Here is an 18,288-nt window from a genome sequence, read left to right on the forward strand (position 1 = left end):
AAATTGGGCTATTGATCTCCGAAATAACGGCGGTGGAAACTCTATTCTTATCGATAAAACCTTGGAATATATTAAAGATCATCAAAAAATAAATAAGAGAGACTAATTGATAATCTCCCCATTATTGTTTTCCAGCTTTTCTCGGAATCTCTGAAGATCTGCAGGAGCGGGTCTGGTCCAATCAGCTGCTTCTCCGATAATTTTCAAAGGCATTTCGGAACGATAAGAGCGGGTGGGATTTCCAGGAAATTTCTTATCGGTAACATTGGGATCATTCTCAAAATTTCCTGTTGGTTCTACAATATACACACGTTCTGTGCCCTCTCCTTTTGCTAATGCGGCGGCAAGTCCTGCTCCGTTTACCAAAGCGGTAAAATAGATATGATTCATTTTCAGGTCAGACTGATAATTGGAACTTCCGCCTGCTTTCAGTAAATCTCCAATTTTTAAATCTGCTTTTGTTCCGTGATAAAAAGGTCCTTTATCGGACGGATGGTTTTTTAACTGTAATGCCAGTTCAGCATTCTTTTTTGACATTTCTGTATCTCCCGACTTCTCCCAGCATTGAGCAATGTTCTGATAAAGAGCGGGCAATGCACTTTTAATGGTATCATCATTAATTTTTAAAGCAAATTCTAAAGAAGTTTCAAGCCATTTCAACTGATTACCAGTTGTTTTCTGGTTACGTGACAGATAATAAGCTGCCAGAAACTTTTCATGGTCATCCGTAGCTTCTTCCCAGGCTTGCAAAAATAATTCACCTGCTTTTTCAGGCATTCCTTTGTCTTCAAAATCCATTCCTTGCAGACAAAGCTTAATCACAGGATTAAAAGGAGAAAATTCCATGTTAATTTTTTATTTCAAATCTAGTGTATTCTGTTGGAATTGCCGGGACAAAATATTAATCATAAAAAAGAGCTGCAATATATTGTATTACAGCTCTTTAGTGGAGAATACGGGATTCGAACCCGTGACCTTTTGACTGCCAGTCAAACGCGCTAGCCAACTGCGCCAATCCCCCGTATTTTGTTTTTAAAGCGGTACAAAAGTAAGTATTTAAATGGTATTTGCAAATATTTTATCGTTTTTATTGAAATAAATTAGCTTTAATCTTCATAAAAACTTGAATTGCCCATTGAATAACTACCAATTACCCCTATTTTTGTCCGAAATTATATTACCCTTATGCAGCTCTACACAGAAAGATTAGTTCTACGGGACATTACAATTGAGGATCAACAGGACATCTTCGATTACCGTTCCGATGCTGAAGCCAATAGATTTCAAGGCTGGATCCCTGAAACGCTGGAAGAGGTGGAAAATTTTATCCTGAGAAATACTACAGAATTTAACCAGCCTGAAAGCTGGTATCAGCTGTTAATTACGGATAAAGAAACAAAAACGGTTATCGGAGATATCGGAGTTCATTTTACCGGAGATGAAAATGCACAGGTAGAACTGGGAATTACATTAAATACGTCTTTTCAAGGAAAAGGATATGCTTCTGAGGCTTTAAAAGGCATCATAAGTTACCTGTTTAATGATTTACATAAACACAGAATTACAGCGTCTGTGGATCCGGACAACACAGCTTCTATTCTATTGATGGAAAGAATCGGTTTACGAAAAGAAGGTCATTTTGTAAAAAGTCTGTTCTGGAAAAATAAATGGGTTGATGATGTTATTTATGCGGTTCTTCGGGAAGAATGGCTTGCCAGATAAGAATATAACTCCTTTCCGGGGATCAATATCACCATCAACTGTTCCGGCCATCTATTTTTACAAAGGTATCAACAGGAATCAACTTACAGTACTGTATATTTTTCGTAAAATGGAGTGAATTTTATTCTTACGATAATTAGAGTGACTAAGTCATTGCATATTAAACAGGATATGATCATTGTCCGGTACCATTCTTTAATTGTAACCGTTATCCAGTTATCATTTTCTACCAATGGATGCCTCTCTTTTTTAAAATACATAATTACATGATCCTTCCTCTTTCCGTTGAGTGAAAATAAGTCTTTCATAATGTTTTTGTAATCTGGTTGCTCTTATTTAGCAGGTGTTATGTTGGGCTTATTTCAGGTTTTAGTTTATTCCAAATATAGTGAAATAATTAAAATTTATTGTACAATATTCACTATAAAGAATATTGTTAACAAAATATTCACATAAAACACTCATTAACAGAATTATTTTCTGAAACTTTAACTCAGAATGAAAAGTCCAGATCATCTGCAGAAGGCCTGAAATTGGAATGCATAGCCGCTGTAAAATAATCGCAGAATACCTGGTACACTGCAGAATCAGTATCGGTTGCCCGAATTCCCAGCTGTGTATAAACAGTAAGGATCTGACGGGATAATTTTTGAACCAGCTCTACTCCATACTGATGAATCACGTGTTGTTTATCCTCCGGAATCTCTTTGTGATCACCGAGTATATGTTCTACTTCTCTGGCTATGCTTAATACTTTTCCCAAATGTTTTTCAACAGATTCAGTAAAACGCTTGAAATTGATTTCAGAACGAATACATTCTGCCTCTTCAATAAAATGAGAAGCTATTCCAAGATAATTGACAAGGAGTGTTAAGTCAGCAAAAACCCGGAACGGAATGCTGTCCAGAATATCATTCGTGAAAAAAGTATCATAAACAAAGCTGTAATCTTCACTGACACAGACATTATTAATGGTAAAAGAATAGGTTCCACTGGCTTTCATTCCCATAGAATTCCAATTGGGAATAATATGAACCTCCTCTTTAGGAACGATGAATGAGTGGATGATCTCATTGCCGTCTTTATCCTTTATAGCTTTACCATTTTCCATAACCCTGGCATTCAATGTAAAATGAGTCAGATGAGGTGTTCCTGTTGCGAAATTCCATGAACCGTTGATCAGATAAGTGCTGTCATCCTGTTTTTCTGCCGTCCCGCCAACCATTCCGCTTCCTCCAAAGCAGGTTTCAGAATGTGTAAAGAGTAATTGAGCAATTTCAGGCGTGATATTTCTGGAAAAGTAATTGGCACCGGCACAAAGTGTCAGCATCCAGCCGAAACTTCCATCGGTTTCAGCCCAGCCAAATAAGGCTTTAAGCCCTTCTTCAAAACGGTAGCCGAGTCCGCCATATTTTTGGGGAACCCAGATCTTAAGCAGTCCTTCCTCATGAATATGCTGCATTACTTTATCAGAAATTACAGAGGCGCCCTGAAGTTCTTGCCTGATCTCTTTAATACTCAGCATTAGCTTTGGATTTAATGATTCTCTGCCATTCTATATATCCGGAAATGGCCACTAAAAATAAAAACGACGTTAAAACAGCATAGAGATATAATTCTTTATGAATCATTAGCGGGATTGAAATAAGATTACTGACATTCAGTATTACCCAGTTTTCAATTTTTCTTCTTGCCATCAGCCACATTCCGGCCCAGGCAAAGGCGCTCACCAGAGAATCCCAAACCGGAACATCCGAGTCGGTAAAATGAGTCAGGAAGAACCAGAATAAGATAAAAGTTCCCAGAACAATTCCTCCGGTAATCCATTTTTCTGTGGTTGAGGTAACAGAGATTTCCATCTCGGATCTTTGTTTCCCAAATTTCCAGTACAGCCATCCATAGATGCTCATGACCAGATAATAAAGATTTAAGGTAAATTCAGCATAGAGCTTCGAAGTCAGCATCACATACAGTGTAAGCAGAATACCTGCAATTCCGAAAAGATAGTTGTTGACATTGTTTTTACGGGCCAGTAAAACCTGGATTACTGAAAATAAGACTCCGAACCATTCCGGTAAGGTAATTTGTTTTAAAATGTCCTGCATCATATTAATTATTAGAAATCAAATGATGAGATGATCAATAAGCAATCCCTACGCCGGCGTTATCCGGATCAGGTGTGGAAGTATATTCCTGGGTATCATCTCAGCCACTGTTATCTGTAGCACCCCATTGTTGGGCAAAGGTGCAGCTTTTTGTTGAAAAAAGAAAGGACTTTAGCCTATTATTTTTGAGATATGATCAGGATTATAAAGAGTTCACCGGATAAGTTTTACTTTTATAGTTAATCTAAAAATTATATTATGGATCATCAGCAGGAAATATCGGTACTTAATGACTTACTACACATTACCAACGACAGGAAGGAAGGTTTCGAAAAAGTTGAGGGAAAAGTCTGGGAAATGTATCCGGAAATAAAGGATGAATACGACCATATGATTTCGCAGTCGAAAATCATGAAAAATGAACTGATCAACCTCATCACAGAAAAGCAAGGTACTCCGGAGGACTCAACGTCCGTGGCAGGAGCTGTTCACAGAACATGGATTGACATTAAAAATTCTTTTACCATGGGAAATCTGATAGAATCTACATTAGAAAATGTGGTGTTTGGCGAAAAAGCAGCTATAGAAGCTTATCAAAATGCCCTGGATACTGGTGATCTCAGCCCAAAAAGTACTGAGGTTGTATCTGAACAGCTTCGAAAGCTGAAAGATTCTTATAGACAGTTTAAGAAAATTGAAGAATATAAAAAGAAAGAATAATCAAAAAAACTCCTCTTAAAAAGAGGAGCTTACTATAATCAAGAACAAAATAATATTTAATCACATCAAAAGTATTAAATACCTTATGTTCGGACTTATGATGCAAGTCATATAAACTCAATATTATTTGACCGCATTTTTAGCTTTTTCCGATTCCTTCAAATGATGTTCAAGTGTCGGAAGTGTTTTCGCTGCGAAAGATTTTAATGAGGCTTCTGTTCCTTCCGATGCCTCTTTTTTGAACGCTTCCACATCTTCTTTATGATCACTGACCATAAGATCTGTATATTTTTTGTCAAAGTCTTTACCTTTCTTAGCTTTCAGGTCATCATACATCTTCTGCTTTTCGGTATCTAAGCTTGTGGGTAATGTATACCCTGCTCCTGAAGCCCAATTCTTAAGCTCGTCATTCGCTTTGGTATGATCAGTTACCATCATTGCTCCCAAAGATTTTACTACTGAGTTTTCAGCGTTTGTCGCGGCCAGTTTACCCATCATTACTTCCATCAGTCCTCCTATGGCTGCAGCATCTGCAAACTTTTTGTCCTGATCGCTGAGAGTACTTTTCTGATCTTTGGTGTCTGTCATTTTTGTTGAGTCGGTTACCGTCATTCCGGATTCTGCAGGGGCAGACATTGTGGTACTTTCCTCAGATTGACTCGTGGTTGTCGGTTCGTTTTTTTTGCAGGCAGTTAAAGCAGCTAATGCAAAAATTGTTACTACAAGATTTTTCATAATAATAAATTTTAAATGGTGATATAGAGAAGTCAAACAATGACTTTGTTTATAAATGCAACAATTTATTTGCCAAAAAAGCAGATCACAATACTTTAAACCTAATTATAAAATAATATGAATGAATATATTACAACTGATTAACCAGTCTGAACGTAAGATTAATACGCTCTTTCATGGTGGTGGCAGATTTGGCAATCCGATGTTCCCAGTTTTCCTGAAGGTCTCCTTTCATAATCAATAACGAACCGTGAGGAAGAGGCAGGCTGTATTTACTCTGATGATGGTCTTTTTTCCTGAAATCAAAATTTCTGGTCTGCCCTAAACTTACTGATGCAATCACCGGACGTTTTCCATATCTGCTTTCCTTATCCCGATGCCAGGCAACAGAATCGTTATGATCTCTGTAAAGGTTCAATAATACGGAATTGAACTGATACCCAAATGTTTCTTCTATTCTTTGTTTTAAAGAAAACAGTTCAGGTGTCCAGGGGCTGGTATCCAGTTCCCCAATACCTGAAGGATAAGCTCTTTCTTCATCTCCGTACCAGGCTGTTAAGCGTGGGGTCAGCACCATCTTATCGTACATTTTCTGGGTACGCTGTTTCCAGGGAGCTGTTTCAAGCAGATGAATTTTCAGGCGGTCAGCTTCTTCCTGATTCAGAAAATGTTCTCTGTATTCCAGCAGGTCTTTTGGAAATTCGTACAGATCCTGTGGATTAAATAAACTAAGCTGCTCCATTGTTGTTACTATTTACTATTAATTTTTCCACCGCATTGATACGAAAAATATCCACAAATATATTGAAAAAGATACAAATATTAACATTCGCTTTTCAACAGCAATTTAACAGCAATTTTAAAGACGGTTTTGTTCAGCCTTTGCTATCCGGGAATTGTGATTCACATCATAAATACTTCTCTTTTTGATGATTATGTTTGCTGTAACCAATAGATTATTATGAAAAAAACAGCACTATATATGGTATTATTGCTGATGTTATCAGCATGTACAAAATCCGAAACACAGTATATCGATCAAAACAACAAAAGAGAAACGGTAAACGACAAGGCTTCAGATACGATCCAAACCCTTGATGGAGTTTCAGACACCATGCAGCAGGAAAGTGACAGTGTCAAGGTAAAACCCGATAATGAATAAGGATTGTTGTGCTATGAATCCAAAAGGCAGGCTCATCTTTATTGGCAGCAACAATCCTGATTCTTGTGAAGAGGCAGAACAGAAAACGGAAACCAGTCAATTTCCACCTCAGCTGTTCGGGTTATTGCCGGAACGGAGAAATACCTGTATTGAAATTATCATTTCAGGTTCCGAGCCAGAATACAGAGAGAAATATTCGGCCGTATTGCAGAGGCATGGATACAGCAATTTCGGGTTTATTCATATTCTGCAGGAAAATAATTTTAATGATTATTATGACAGAATCTTCCAGGCTAAAGTAATTTTCTTCGCGAATGAGGATCCGGAAAGTTGTGAACTCCTGAAAAGATCTGAGATCCTAAAACTTTTACATAATAAATACCTTCATGAAGAAGATTTTACAGTTATCGGAATGAATACCAGCTCTATGTATATTCCGGAACTTTTGCTGAACGAAAAAGGGATTCACCAAGGTCTGGGATTTATCAATAACTGTATCATTGATACCAAATTTAACAATGGAACAAGATTTAAAGATCTGGTCAGAACTATTATTCTTCAGCCTCAATGTTTTGGTATCGGCCTGAATAAAGGAATGATGCTGGTTATTGAGAAAGGTTACAAAGCTTATTGCTACGGCAGCAGTACGATAATGATTATTAATGCCAGAAATGTTAATAAAAAAAAGATAAGAAAGGGAACCTCCGTTTTTATGAAATATCTGAAGGGACATATCCTTACCGAAGGATCGGTTATTAATTTATATAATGGAGATTTTATTAAAGATAAACAGTTCCATTACAATTTAAATTTCACCAACAGGAATAGCATTCAATGATTTTAATTTTTAAATGACTTTACATATGATACCTAAAGGAAAACTACTGATTATCGGCGGTAAAGAAGATAGAGACGGCGATAAACCCGAGATAGAAAATAAAAACAATAATTTTTCGCCCAATGAAATTCTTAAACTGCTGGTAACCTCTAAAGATGACCGCATTGAAGTAATTACAACGGCTACTTCCGAACCCGAAGAAATGCAGGAAACTTACACCAAAACATTTGAAGAAATCGGATATACCAACTTTGGTTTTCTGGATATTTGTGATGATCAGGTACATACAGATTTTTATCTGAAAAGAATTGAGGAAGCAAAAACGATATTCTTTACAGGCGGTGACCAGGATAAAATCTGCAGATTTTTGCAGCCCTCTGTTGTTACGGATGTTTTAAAGAAAAAATATAATGAAGAAGAAGGCTTTATGATTGCAGGCACCAGCGCGGGAGCAATGTGTATGCCTAAAATAGTTATTCTTGAAGCAGTCAACGGTGAAGCAATTCTGGAAAATGATATTGAGTTGGATTCCGGGTTAGGATTCATCAAGAACTGTATTATTGATACCCATTTTGCACACCGTGCAAGGTTCGGCAGGCTATCACATGCTGTGATTCTTCATCCGGAATGCCTGGGAATCGGCCTAGGAGAAGATACTGCCCTTCTTATTGAAGAAGGACATAACGCGACCTGCAGAGGATCGGGTTCTGTATGGATGATCAGTGCAAAGGAAATCGGGCAGACGAATACTGAAACTGTTAAAAAAGGATTTCCCGTTTATGTAGAAAACCTCAAGGTCCATATTTTAACAGACAACTGTAAAATTGATCTTATGAATAATACATTTGAAGGAGCAAACACAGGAAATCAATAAAAACGAAAAAGGAGACCCGAATAAAAAATCAGGTCTCCTTTTTTATAAAGATTGTATGTTTACATTGCTTTGCTGTTAAGGTTGGTATCAGCAACCTTTGTCAGCAGTTCATCACATTTTTTTTCTTCTTCCAATGTGCTTAAAAGGTTTTTAAGACAATCCTCTTCTTTTAATACTTTAGCGAATGCAGCAAGTGTACCATATGTGGCGATTTCATAATGTTCAACTTTTTGTGCTGCTGCAATAATTCCCGCGTCTCTTACAGCTCCCGGTTCTGTTTCTTCCATAATGCTCTTTCCTTCGTCCAGCAGTCCCTGCATAGCATCACATTTCTTTGCCTGGGCTTTTTTCCCTAATGCTTTAAAACATTCTTCAAGTCTTTCCACATGGCCTTCCGTTTCAATAATATGCTTATCAATACCTTTTTTAAGCTTTTCATCGGTAGCATTCTTCATCATTACCGGTAGCGCTTTCAGCAGTGCTTTTTCAGCCCAGTAAATATCTTTCAGTGCATCTTCAAAAAGATCTTCCAAACTTTTGGCTGCATTTTTTTTAGCCGGAGTTTTTGCTGTTGTTTTTGCTGTTGTCGTTTTTTTGGCTGGTGATTTTTTGGTTGCCGTTTTAGTTTCCATAATATAATAATTTAGTGTTTGATTGGTGATAAATCTGCAACTATAAGACCATTTTTACCTGAAATGCCAAGATGTGGTATCTAAAATTATCAGCCTGAATATCTATTTTAAGATATAATATGAGAAGACTCATAAACATGAAAGTGCTTTTAGATGTACTTTTAATATCACTAAATCAATAATTAACATGGGAAAAAGAACCACTTTAAATCTTACGCTGAAAATCTGGCGGCAGAAAGACAGAAAAACAAAAGGAAAATTTGAAATGTATAAAGTATCCGGTATTTCTACAGATTCATCCTTCCTTGAAATGCTGGATATTCTCAATGAACAGCTGATTGATGAGAATAAAGAGCCTGTAGCTTTCGATCACGACTGCCGGGAAGGAATATGCGGAATGTGTTCTCTTTATATCAACGGAAGAGCACACGGCCCTGATACAGGAATCACAACCTGCCAGCTCCACATGAGAATGTTCAATGATGGCGAAACAATAGTTATTGAACCCTGGAGAAGTATTGCCTTTCCTGTCATCAAAGATCTCATTACAGACCGCAGTGCTTTTGACAGAATAATGGCTGCCGGAGGGTTTATTTCTGTAAATACTTCAGGGAATACATTAGACGCCAATGCGATTTTAGTTCCGAAAGAAGATGCCGATAAAGCCATGGATGCTGCTGCATGTATCAGTTGCGGAGCTTGTGTTGCCTGCTGTCCTAATGGCGCTGCAATGCTTTTTGTGGGAGCAAAGGTTTCCCACCTGGCATTACTTCCGCAGGGAAAAGTAGAAGCAAAAAGAAGAGTTCTGAACATGGTTCAGGCAATGGATGATGAAGGTTTCGGAAACTGTTCGGTAATCGGAGCCTGCGAAGTAGAGTGTCCGAAAAATATATCACTCGATAATATTGCAAGAATGAACAGAGAATATATGTCTGCCTGGATCAGTAAACCATAACCAATAATTTTAAACCTGAAACCATGGTATTAGTAACCGGAGCCACCGGAATTCTTGGCAGGGTAATCGTTCTGGAGCTTCTAAAAAAAGGCAGAACGGTAAGGGCATGCAAAAGAAAGTCAAGTGATCTCGAAGAGGTCAAAAGATCACTAAGTTACTACACAGAAAATGCAGCTATTCTTTTTGATAAAATTGAATGGGTAGATATCAGCCTTGATGACGAAAAAACCTTACAACAGGCGCTGCAAGGTGTAAAGGAAGTCTATCATTGCGCTGCTAAAGTGAGTTATGATCCTGATGACAGGGAAAAGGTAGAGCGTGTGAATGTGGAAGGAACACAAAACCTCTTAGAATGCTGTAAAAATTCAGGAATCAGCAAGTTTCTGTATGTAAGCTCTGCGGTTATTTTTAAAAAGGAAAGAATGGATAAACCTGTTGATGAGCACTCTCCTCTTATTAATGGCACAGATAATACCATATATGCTGTTTCCAAATATAAAGCTGATTTGGCTGTTTGTAAAGCTTTTCAAGAAGGATTGAATACCATTATCATCAATCCGGGAATGATCATAGGAAGCGGAAACTGGGATAAAAGCAGTGGAAAGTTCCTGAAGAATTTTATAAGGAGTTTTTACACTTTTTCAGGGCAAGCCGGATGTGCAGATGTAAGAGACGTGGCTTTCATTGCTACAGCACTAATGGATAAAAATGTTTTCGGGGAAAGGTTTCTTATTGCCTCTGAAAATATAAAATACAAAGAGCTGTCTGCTATCATTGCCGGGAAGCTGCATAAAATAAAACCATTCGTATTGCCAAAAATTTTCTTAAACATAGGAAAATTCCTGAATATACTTTTGGGAGGGTTAGTGCCAAAGCTAAGGATGCTGACCACCCAAAACATTGAATTTCTAACCTCATCCCAAAATATATCCAATAAAAAAGTTGCTACTCTGCTGAAATACCATTTTATTCCGGTTAGAGAAAGTCTTTTATTCCATATTGATAACTTTCTCAGCGAAAAAAAATAGTTCCTCGATATTATAATTTCAGTTTTTTTTCACCCATACACTTACCGAACCAGGATTTACAGTAAACACCGCTTTCCCGTTTTTATCTGTATAAATTTCTTCATGACGGTTCTTTAAAAAATCGGTATAAACCGAATCCGCATGTTCTTTTCCCAATTCTATTTCTTTGTAGCCTTCTTCGCTATTAGACATGATTACAATGCAACCCGGATGCTTTTCATCTCCTTTCCGTACAAAAGCCACGCAGTTGGGATGATCAAAATAATCGATCTGCTCACCATATGCAAAAAGCTTTCTCGCTTCAAGCAGACCAGGAAGTTCTTCAACCTTCGGCATGATGATATGCACTTCCTGTTCATCTTTTATATCGATATAGTCTGCACCAAAAAGATCGGGATAAAATATGCAGGGATAAGCTTCATCGGTAAGAAGAATAATAGCATAAGCCAAGGGTTTGAACCAGTCTTTCACCGCAGATTCAAGAGCCTGAAGCTGCTGTGTATCATGGTTTTCAACAAAAGAAACTGAGAATACCGGTTTCTTCTCCAGGAAGCTTCCTTTTAAAATCCGGCTCATATCGTAGTCTTTACCATCCTGTGATGCTTTAAAGAAATTATAATGCAGCGGAGCATCAAAACAAGAGATAAGATCAGACATTTTATCGGAAAAATACTCAATTTTTTCTGCCTCGTCTTTCCAGAATTCGCCCAAAACAAAACATTCAGGATTCACTTCTGTTTTAATATAGGAGATCCAGTCTTTCAAAAAGTCGGAGGAGATATGTTTTAAGGCATCCAATCTGATTCCGTCTACTTTCGTTGTTTCCATATACCATCTGATCCATTTTTTCATTTCCTCCACAACATAAGGATTACGGTACTCTATGTCAGCTCCCATCAGATAATCATAATTACCGAACTGATGACTTACGGCATCTGTCCACTCCTCACCATATTCATTATGGATTTTAAAAACACCCTTCATCTCCTCTCCTTCTCTGATCACATAATCAATACCGCTGAAACAGTGATGATCCCATATAAAGTCCGAATACACTCCCTTTCTTCCCGGAAAAGTAAATTTCGTATAGGCTGAAACCTCCATATTTTCAGAGATTCTTTCATTACGGTTTTCTTCATTCAGCTGATGTACCATAATCTTTTCTTCTTCATCTCCTCCCATCCTGTGGTTTAAAACAATATCTGCATATACAGACATTCCCGCTTCATGCGCTTTCTCTATTGCCATTAAATATTCGGCTTTTGTCCCGTACCGGGTTGGTATACTGCCTTTCTGATCAAATTCTCCCAAATCATAAAGATCATATACATCATAGCCACGCCCTTCCATATTGAGACTGCATTTATTGGCAGGAGGAAACCAGACGGCAGTAAATCCCAAATCTCTTAAATATTCTGCTTTTTCAGCAAACTCATTCCATAGGTTTCCGGGATGGTACCAATGGAAAAACTGAATAATAACTCCATTCATATCCGTTAAGATTAACCGTTAACAATTAAACCTCCATTAGGATGAAGAACCTGTCCCGTTATCTGTGATGAAGCATCTGTGGCAAGAAATAGAAAACTTGCTGCCACTTCTTCGGTAGAAGCATTACGTTCTAGCGGTGGTTTATTCTGATCTTCATCTTCTTCCCCGAATGTTTTTTCCGTGAGCGGCGTGGCCACCGGTCCGGGTGCAACAGCATTCACCCGTATTCCTTTAGGTTTAGCCTGCAGTGCCAGTGAACGGGTGAACGAAACGATAGCGCCTTTGGTTGCTGAATAATCCAGTAATTCTTCATGTCCCAGATAGGCAGTAGCTGAAGTAGTATTGATAATAGAATCTCCTTGTTTTAAATAAGGGAATACGATCTTTGTCAGAAGGATCATTCCAATAATGTTGGAATCGAAAGTCTTGCGGATATCCTCCTCTTTAAGATTTTCTATACTTTCACAGGGAACCTGGGTTCCGGCATTATTGATCAGGATATCTATTCCTCCTAATTTGGATACGACTTCCTTAACAACAGATTCACAAAATTTGCTGTCATTAATATCTCCTTCAAACGAAAGAACTTTTCTTCCTGTTTTTTTTATTTCATCCACTGTTTTCATGGCATCTTTGGCATCATGATAGTGTATGAAGGCAATATCAGCTCCTTCTTTAGCAAATAAAAGAGCGATGGCTTTACCAATTCCGCTGTCTGCTCCTGTAATAAGAACAGATTTATTTTTCAGTTGTAAATCTTTCATAGTGTGATTATAGTTTATTATTGAAATAGTTTTATTCTTTGTTTTTCCGGTTCTTATCCAGTTCCAGCTTAAAACATCCCAGGATGAATTCACTGTAATAGAGCTGGGCATTAACAGGCTTGGTTCTGGAATGCAGATCTAATTTCTCTGAAAGAACCACTTTTCCTTTGTGGGCAATGGCAAAGTAAGCGAAGAGCTTCCCTTCTGATTCTTCCACCGGAGTGGCATATCCTGTAACTCCAATAGACCAGTCTGTTTTGTAGAGTTTACCTACCTGCAACGCCATTGTCTCAGCAATATGAGGAGATACAGAGTTATATTGTCTGGCTTCCAGAGCATCTACATCAAGAAGATTTACCTTTTCTTCTAAAGTGTACGCTGTCATGCCGCCTTTAAAAAATTGAGAGGCATCCTTCATCTGGGAAAATGAAAACTGTAAAAATCCGGATGTAACACTTTCAGCCGTTGAAACGGTTTCCTGTCCGGAAAGAAGATACTCTCCGATACGTTTAAACAGTTTCTCGAGTTCTATGACGAAATGCACCAGGGATTTCACTGACAGTGAATCAGCGTGGGCAATTTGAGAAGATTTTAAAATCATGCTATATATATTATAATAGTATTAAGACTATTTTTGCACGGGATCCTGTGAATGTTCTTTTTCTTGGGATAGTTGTCCAAGCTTCTCATAATATTTGTGAAGCTTGTCCAGTTCTTCTTCCGTCAGATCTTCTATATCCACCAGCCTGTTACTGGCCTTTTCATAGGATGCTATCAATTCGTTGAGTTTTATCTGAATAGCCTTAGAATCTTTATTCTGGGTTTTTTGAATCAGAAATACCATCAGGAAAGTAATAATAGTGGTACCGGTATTGATAACAAGCTGCCAGGTTTCTGAATAATTGAAAACAGGTCCGCATACAGCCCACACAACCACCAGTAAACTGGCTCCCATAAAAGCACCCGGACTTCCAGTTATACAGACAACACGATCTGAAAACCTTTCAAAAAAATTTTTTTTCATAAATAATACAATTTTGAATAAAATGATAATACAAGTTATCAAAACAACAGTATAAAAATTATGATTCAAGTCATCTCTGACTTTTAATACATAGCTATTATTATAGTATATTTTCCAAGAATATTGAGTTTTATTTAAAAATATGGAGAAGCACATAATTATTTTTACCCGTTAAAAACAAACCATTTTTTTGATCAATCTCTTTTGTAACAAATTGTAAACGAAAGATGTGGAATAATTAACATATTCAAAAAAGCGGGAAATAAAGCATATTCAAAAAACTGAATAAAATCACTTCGTTAAGATTTAATACTTAATTAAAAAATAATTATCCATCTTTGCAGCCTTAAAAATCAAACACGCTAGTTTATTTCATGAGCATTACTTTTAAAAAGCGACTTATTATAGCGCTTGTATTACCTACGGCCGCCATATATTATGGGCAGAGTACGAAGGATTCTTTAGAGAAATCCAAATCTATTGATGAGGTTATGTTGGTAGGTAGAAACCTTTCCCAAACAGCCAAAGAGAGAAAAACTCCTGTTGCGGTTTCCAACATTAAGGCAGCAGAAATTCAGGAGAAACTGGGAAACAGAGAATTCCCTGAAATTATGAAGTCTACTCCATCCGTTTACGTAACGAAAGTAGGTGGAGGATTCGGAGACAGCAGAATCAACATGAGAGGTTTTGATGGTGCCAACATTGCGGTAATCATCAACGGACAGCCGGTGAATGACATGCAGGGAGGTACAGTGTACTGGTCCAACTGGACCGGTTTGGCTGATATTGCCAGCAATATTCAGATCCAGAGAGGATTGGGTGCTTCTAAATTTGTAGTACCTTCTGTTGGAGGAACCATCAATATTGTAACCAAAGCTACCGATTCCGAGCAAAAAGCAATGATCAAAGGAGAAGTCGGAAACGATAACTACTCCAGAATTTCTGCCATGTACTCTTCAGGGTTAAAAAACAAGTGGGGAACAACCGTATTGCTTTCCCGCTGGCAAGGTGACGGATACATCAACGGAACAAAAGGAGAAGGTTACTCATGGTTTTTCTCAACAGGATTTAAGCCTAATGAAAAACATGCATTTAATTTAATTGCAACCGGAGCACCACAGGTACACGATACGAGAAGGTCTTCTGCAACCGGAGCCAATGTTGCCACTTTACAGCAATTTGAAACTTACGGAAGAAGATATAACCCTCAAACAGGAATGCTGAATGGTTCTCAATTCAATTTAGCTCCTAATTTCTACCATAAGCCTATCGCCTCTTTGAACTGGGACTGGACCATGAATGACAACCTGAAGTTATCTACAGTGGTTTACGGCTCATGGGGACGCGGCGGCGGCGGTACCGGACTTAACGGTTCTATCAAAAACGCTGCAGGACAAACCATGAATTTCATGAATTATGGTGCAGGCGGAGACGGTACAATCAACTGGGATATGATTTACCGTTACAACAGAGGCGGTATGGTAACAGATTATAATGGAAATACCTTCCAGAAATCTACCTTTACGGCTCCCGCAGGATCTCCCGGTGATTATAACGGCCAATATGTCTCTACTCTGAACGGAACCACTGGTATCGTGAGAAAGCAGAGTATCAATGCTCATGACTGGTATGGTGTAATTGCAGACCTTAATTACAAAAAAAACAACTGGACTTTCAACGGAGGTATCGATCTTAAAACGTACAAAGGAGCTTTGTATGACATTGTAACTGATATGTTAGGATCTGATGCGTTATTTGTTCCTTCCACAGCCAATGCGCCAAAAGGATATTATATTAATCAAACTGTAAAGCCGGAGCCGCTTACCAAGCTTAAAGATGCTCAGAAAGTATCCATACACAACGAAGGACTTGTAAAATGGGCAGGGATCTATGGTATGGTTGAATACAGCTCTGAAAAGCTAAGTGCATCCGTTCAGGGATCTGTTTCCGAGCAATATTACAAGAGACGAGATTATATGCTGTACACTCCAGGGAATCAGGAAACAAAATGGTATCACAAAACAGGTTATATTGTAAAAGGAGGTGCCAACTATAATATTGACGATCACCACAATGTATTTTTCAATACTGGAGTTATTTCAAGACAACCTTTATTCAATGCTTTATTCCCTTCAAACCAGAATATTTACAATGATGCCAAGAATGAAAGAATCTTCTCTGTGGAATTAGGTTACGGTTTCAAATCCCGTTATGTGGACGTGAACATCAATGCTTACAGAACGCAGTGGGATGACCGATTTATTTCAAGAACATTCAATGCTACGGCTGCAGATGTTGCCAAATTCTCTCAGTTAACCCTTGGAAATGCTTATTTCTATAATGCATTGAACGTTGGGCAGCTACACCAGGGAATCGAATTGGAAGCAAAAGCCAGGCCTTTCGCTAACCTTAGACTGAGAGGAATGGTATCATTGGGGAACTGGAAGTACAAAGGAAACGCTAACTTCAATATTCTTGATGTTCAGAACAACCAGGAAATAGCAGGAGCAACCGGAATGATCAATATCAAAGACCTGAAGGTTGGAGATGCGGCCCAGACAACAGCAAGCATCGGAGCAGATTACAATATTACCAAAGCTTTCAGTATCGATGCCAACTGGGAATATTATGACAAGCTGTATGCTCAGTTCAACCCGATCAACTTCCTTACTGAAGCGGCAAGAGAAAAAGGAATTGTAAAACTGCCAAGCTATCATTTATTTGATGTAGGAGCTTCTTACAAATTCACGCTTGATGCAAAAAAATCTTTGACATTGAGAGCGAACGTATACAACTTATTCAACAAATATTATATTTCTGAATTAAGCTCCAATATCTTTGCAGGCGATAAAATTGCCAATGGTCCGGATGCCGGAAAAACGTATCAGGAAGCTGGCAGAGTGTATCAGGGTGTTGCAGACGGTAATACAGGATTCCTTGGTTTCGGAAGAACCTGGTCTGTTGCAGCGACTTTGAGATTCTAATACAATATCATTTCAATAATGAAACTATTAAACAGGCTGCTCCTTTTGGGAACAGCCTGTTTTTATATCTATTAATCATCAATAAGAAAATTAAAAGTTTTTCGGCTTCCTGTTCTGAGCAGCCTGTTTTGCGATTTCATCTATACGGTTTTTTCTCGTTTCGGGTCTTTTGGCCAACACAATCCATTGCAGCATCATTTTTTTTACAGACTTGCTCAAACTTTGAAAATAGGCTTCAGAACCTTCATGAATTTTAAATGCTTCAGTCAGATCTTCCGGAATTATCAGGTCTTCCACACTGTCTAAAATAGTCCAAGAGCCGTTTTCTTTGGCAATTCTGATGGTTTCAAATCCCGCTTTCATCATCAGATTATTTTTGATCAGCTTCTGAACCTTATCTTTATTGATTTTAGACCATGTACTCTTCGGCTTGCGTCTGCTGAATAACTGCATAAACGAGCCTTCATCAATAGTCTTTCTTGTACTGTCAATCCAGCCGAAGCAAAGCGCTTCATCTACCAGTTCGCTCCAGGAAACATTGGGTAAATTCGATTTTCTTGTATTGCAGATCAGCCATACCGATTGTTCTGTATGATGATTCTCTTCCAGCCATTGCCGCCATTCTGCCCTGGTATTAACATTGAAAGTTTGTTTCTCTGCAATTTTTCCCATAGCTTTTATTTTATTGATGATGTAAAATTAAAATACTTTAGTGACAATAGTTTGTCAGTAGCTATAGATAATTCGAACAGCTAATTTTTGCAGCAAATAAAATTACTTCTCATTCTTCACCTGCATTGCTCTCTGATAAAAAGACTGATTGGCAATTTTCTCTTCTGCTTCATCAATCGCAGCAAGCAGATTATTTTGATTGTCTGCGATATCTCCCAAAACCTGTGACATCAGTTCCCAAACGGGTTTCATTTTTTCAATGAGCTCCTGCCCTTTTAAAGTGAGTTTAAAAAGCCTTTTGCGCTCGTCCTGTTTATCTTTTTCCCATTGGATCAGCTCCTGCTTTTCAATTTCTTTGAGCAGTGTTATGGTGGATGGATGGGTATAACCGATCTCATTGGCTATTTCTACTACACTTGCTATTTCTTTTTTATAAATCGTGAAAATAACCGGAAACCATTTCAGTTCAAAATCGATTCCAAATGTTTTATAAATCAATGCTCCGTCTTTCCTCAATTGTTCGCTGAGGCGGTGCAGCCTTGTGGATATGGCAAGAATTCCTGCTTCGTTGATTACATTCAT

20 protein-coding genes, 1 tRNA gene and 1 riboswitch are annotated in these 18,288 nt (G+C 38.0%); of the genes, 8 read left to right on the forward strand and 13 right to left on the reverse strand.

Features of this window, described 5'->3' with window-relative positions; translation table 11 throughout:
* Positions 1–102: 102 nt before the first annotated feature.
* Both arr and LIV57_RS11755 read right to left on the reverse strand, forming a co-directional pair.
* On the reverse strand, positions 103–537 hold the full coding sequence (gene arr, locus LIV57_RS22980) for an NAD(+)--rifampin ADP-ribosyltransferase (protein WP_410673731.1): 435 nt from the start codon (positions 535–537) through the stop codon (positions 103–105).
* 410 nt (positions 538–947) lie between these two features.
* A tRNA-Ala gene (locus tag LIV57_RS11755) sits at positions 948–1,021 on the reverse strand.
* A 164-nt stretch (positions 1,022–1,185) separates the two neighbouring features.
* Here LIV57_RS11755 and LIV57_RS11760 point away from each other — a divergent pair.
* Positions 1,186–1,722 (forward strand): GNAT family N-acetyltransferase, encoded by a 537-nt coding sequence (locus tag LIV57_RS11760; protein WP_227942729.1) that lies wholly within the window; start codon positions 1,186–1,188, stop codon positions 1,720–1,722.
* Positions 1,723–2,215: 493 nt separating this feature from the next.
* Here the strand turns inward: LIV57_RS11760 and LIV57_RS11765 are convergent, their stop codons facing one another.
* Together LIV57_RS11765 and pnuC are read right to left on the reverse strand one after the other, a co-directional pair.
* Complete coding sequence (locus LIV57_RS11765) at positions 2,216–3,247, reverse strand: hypothetical protein (RefSeq protein WP_227942730.1); 1,032 nt, start codon at positions 3,245–3,247, stop codon at positions 2,216–2,218.
* Entirely contained in the window at positions 3,234–3,830 is a 597-nt protein-coding gene (gene pnuC / locus LIV57_RS11770) for a nicotinamide riboside transporter PnuC (RefSeq protein WP_227942731.1), read from the reverse strand. Before pnuC ends, LIV57_RS11765 begins: the two co-directional genes overlap by 14 nt.
* Before the next feature lie 25 nt (positions 3,831–3,855).
* Positions 3,856–3,964, reverse strand: a riboswitch (TPP riboswitch).
* Between the two features lie 121 nt (positions 3,965–4,085).
* Between pnuC and LIV57_RS11775 the strand changes: the two genes are divergently transcribed.
* On the forward strand, positions 4,086–4,547 hold the full coding sequence (locus LIV57_RS11775) for a PA2169 family four-helix-bundle protein (RefSeq protein ID WP_227942732.1): 462 nt from the start codon (positions 4,086–4,088) through the stop codon (positions 4,545–4,547).
* 123 nt (positions 4,548–4,670) lie between these two features.
* On the opposite strand, the gene LIV57_RS11780 is transcribed toward LIV57_RS11775, so the two are convergent.
* Both LIV57_RS11780 and LIV57_RS11785 read right to left on the reverse strand, forming a co-directional pair.
* On the reverse strand, positions 4,671–5,282 hold the full coding sequence (locus LIV57_RS11780; RefSeq protein ID WP_227942733.1) for a DUF4142 domain-containing protein: 612 nt from the start codon (positions 5,280–5,282) through the stop codon (positions 4,671–4,673).
* 130 nt (positions 5,283–5,412) lie between these two features.
* Positions 5,413–6,024 carry an alpha-ketoglutarate-dependent dioxygenase AlkB family protein gene (locus tag LIV57_RS11785; RefSeq protein WP_227942734.1) on the reverse strand — a complete coding sequence of 204 codons (612 nt, stop codon included), beginning with the start codon at positions 6,022–6,024 and terminating at the stop codon, positions 5,413–5,415.
* A 219-nt stretch (positions 6,025–6,243) separates the two neighbouring features.
* On the opposite strand from LIV57_RS11785, the gene LIV57_RS11790 reads away from it, so the two are divergent.
* The 3 genes from LIV57_RS11790 to LIV57_RS11800 are packed head-to-tail and all read left to right on the forward strand — an operon-like array spanning position 6,244 to position 8,156.
* Entirely contained in the window at positions 6,244–6,444 is a 201-nt protein-coding gene (locus LIV57_RS11790) for a hypothetical protein (RefSeq protein ID WP_227942735.1), read from the forward strand.
* Positions 6,437–7,282, forward strand: a complete 846-nt coding sequence (locus LIV57_RS11795) for a hypothetical protein (protein ID WP_227942736.1) — start codon at positions 6,437–6,439, stop codon at positions 7,280–7,282. The genes LIV57_RS11790 and LIV57_RS11795 overlap by 8 nt, the downstream gene beginning before the upstream one ends.
* A gap of 25 nt (positions 7,283–7,307) precedes the next feature.
* Entirely contained in the window at positions 7,308–8,156 is an 849-nt protein-coding gene (locus tag LIV57_RS11800) for a cyanophycinase (protein WP_227942737.1), read from the forward strand.
* Positions 8,157–8,215: 59 nt separating this feature from the next.
* Here the strand turns inward: LIV57_RS11800 and LIV57_RS11805 are convergent, their stop codons facing one another.
* Entirely contained in the window at positions 8,216–8,788 is a 573-nt protein-coding gene (locus LIV57_RS11805; protein ID WP_227942738.1) for a ferritin-like domain-containing protein, read from the reverse strand.
* Positions 8,789–8,975: 187 nt separating this feature from the next.
* Here LIV57_RS11805 and LIV57_RS11810 point away from each other — a divergent pair, with 187 nt between their 5' ends.
* Entirely contained in the window at positions 8,976–9,743 is a 768-nt protein-coding gene (locus LIV57_RS11810) for a succinate dehydrogenase/fumarate reductase iron-sulfur subunit (RefSeq protein ID WP_202842380.1), read from the forward strand.
* A 23-nt stretch (positions 9,744–9,766) separates the two neighbouring features.
* The gene (locus LIV57_RS11815) at positions 9,767–10,771 is read left to right on the forward strand and encodes an NAD-dependent epimerase/dehydratase family protein (RefSeq protein WP_227942739.1); all 1,005 of its coding nucleotides are present in this window, start codon (positions 9,767–9,769) and stop codon (positions 10,769–10,771) included.
* Between the two features lie 18 nt (positions 10,772–10,789).
* On the opposite strand, the gene LIV57_RS11820 is transcribed toward LIV57_RS11815, so the two are convergent.
* From LIV57_RS11820 to LIV57_RS11835, 4 genes are read right to left on the reverse strand one after another with little or no spacing between them, the layout of a single operon-like run.
* Positions 10,790–12,262, reverse strand: coding sequence for an alpha-amylase (locus LIV57_RS11820; RefSeq protein ID WP_227942740.1), 1,473 nt, complete (start codon positions 12,260–12,262; stop codon positions 10,790–10,792).
* Positions 12,263–12,273: 11 nt separating this feature from the next.
* Positions 12,274–13,026 carry an SDR family oxidoreductase gene (locus LIV57_RS11825; RefSeq protein ID WP_227942741.1) on the reverse strand — a complete coding sequence of 251 codons (753 nt, stop codon included), beginning with the start codon at positions 13,024–13,026 and terminating at the stop codon, positions 12,274–12,276.
* Positions 13,027–13,057: 31 nt separating this feature from the next.
* Positions 13,058–13,627, reverse strand: a complete 570-nt coding sequence (locus tag LIV57_RS11830) for a CinA family protein (RefSeq protein WP_227942742.1) — start codon at positions 13,625–13,627, stop codon at positions 13,058–13,060.
* A gap of 27 nt (positions 13,628–13,654) precedes the next feature.
* On the reverse strand, positions 13,655–14,050 hold the full coding sequence (locus tag LIV57_RS11835; protein ID WP_120230957.1) for a low affinity iron permease family protein: 396 nt from the start codon (positions 14,048–14,050) through the stop codon (positions 13,655–13,657).
* A gap of 374 nt (positions 14,051–14,424) precedes the next feature.
* Between LIV57_RS11835 and LIV57_RS11840 the strand changes: the two genes are divergently transcribed.
* Entirely contained in the window at positions 14,425–17,034 is a 2,610-nt protein-coding gene (locus tag LIV57_RS11840) for a TonB-dependent receptor (protein ID WP_227942743.1), read from the forward strand.
* Between the two features lie 90 nt (positions 17,035–17,124).
* On the opposite strand, the gene LIV57_RS11845 is transcribed toward LIV57_RS11840, so the two are convergent.
* On the reverse strand, positions 17,125–17,706 hold the full coding sequence (locus tag LIV57_RS11845) for a YdeI/OmpD-associated family protein (protein ID WP_227942744.1): 582 nt from the start codon (positions 17,704–17,706) through the stop codon (positions 17,125–17,127).
* 102 nt (positions 17,707–17,808) lie between these two features.
* Entirely contained in the window at positions 17,809–18,288 is a 480-nt protein-coding gene (locus LIV57_RS11850; protein WP_227942745.1) for a MarR family winged helix-turn-helix transcriptional regulator, read from the reverse strand.

Origin of the sequence: Chryseobacterium sp. X308 (assembly GCF_020733145.1) — a bacterium.
Lineage (GTDB): Bacteria > Bacteroidota > Bacteroidia > Flavobacteriales > Weeksellaceae > Chryseobacterium > Chryseobacterium cupriresistens.